General features: G+C 51.5%; 1 protein-coding gene. It reads right to left on the bottom strand.

Features of this window, described 5'->3' with window-relative positions; all coding sequences use genetic code 11:
• Nucleotides 1–626: hypothetical protein (locus tag NZ772_19405; protein MCS6815724.1), on the bottom strand; the 626-nt coding region annotated here is incomplete at its 3' end.
• Between the last annotated feature and the right edge of the window lie 400 nt (nucleotides 627–1,026).

Below are 1,026 nucleotides of genomic sequence, written 5' to 3' on the forward strand. Positions count from 1 at the left end.
GGCTCTAGATCCTCCGAGGGGGGTGGTGCCCCCAGCGCAATCACTCCTGGGCTAGACTGAGTGGCAGACTGCTGAGTAGGAGCAACTTGAGGCTTCTGGGTCGATGGCCTAGGCTGGGAGGGAGTTGGTTTTACGGGTTTGGGCGGTTCCTCTGGCCGGTCTGCCAACAGGGATGCCAAATCCCTGGTAAAATCTAGCGTCTCATCTATCGTTTCTAAAGGTGCAGCTTCCTCCGCAGCCGCTTCTAATGCATCTGGATCCAACGCTGCTGGGGAATCAAGCTCAATGGCATCCTCGGTGGTAGTTGATTCATCTTCAGGAGTGGAGTCGATCGCAGCAGATTCGATCGCTGCCAGGCTAGACAATGCTTCCTGAACAACAGCAAGTCCCTGATGGGCATAGTCTGTCAGCCCAACATCCGTGGTCAACACTAGCACTGCTTCATAGTCAGCCTGTGCTATATCGTAATACTGTAGTCCATAGCAGCAGGTATGTCCTCGTAACAGCCGCACACTAGGATCGTTAGGAAACGCCTCAACCATACGATCCAAGATGACTAAGGCATCGGCATAGGCTCCCTGACTATAGGCATCAACGGCTTGCTGATACTCCTGTGCATAGTCCATAACTGTACCTCAACGGTTGACAAGCAACGTATCACAATCCACTCAGCGAGTTTACTGTGATTTTAGATCACTATTTCTAATCCCATAAACCATCCTGTAGGCACGACCCCTGATGCACTAACTACAGGAGAATAGCACACCTACTTGGGAAGCCCATTGTTAGCAGTCATTAGTTAGCAGTCAAATTTGGCCACTGCTGTTGTGAAAGCTACAGCGGGCAAGCAAGCAATTCATCAGCAATTCATATTGGATGATATTGGCAGGCAGCAACACCCCCTCATACTGAGTCCATCCAGCAAAACCTTGACATCCCCTCATCCCTCGGTTAGATTGGACACCAGTAATCCCACCCCCTGCCCATGCGCTCCTTTGCACCCCAGCGTGCCCTAGAAATCATCGC

This window comes from Cyanobacteriota bacterium (genome assembly GCA_025054735.1).
Taxonomy (GTDB): domain Bacteria; phylum Cyanobacteriota; class Cyanobacteriia; order SKYG9; family SKYG9; genus SKYG9.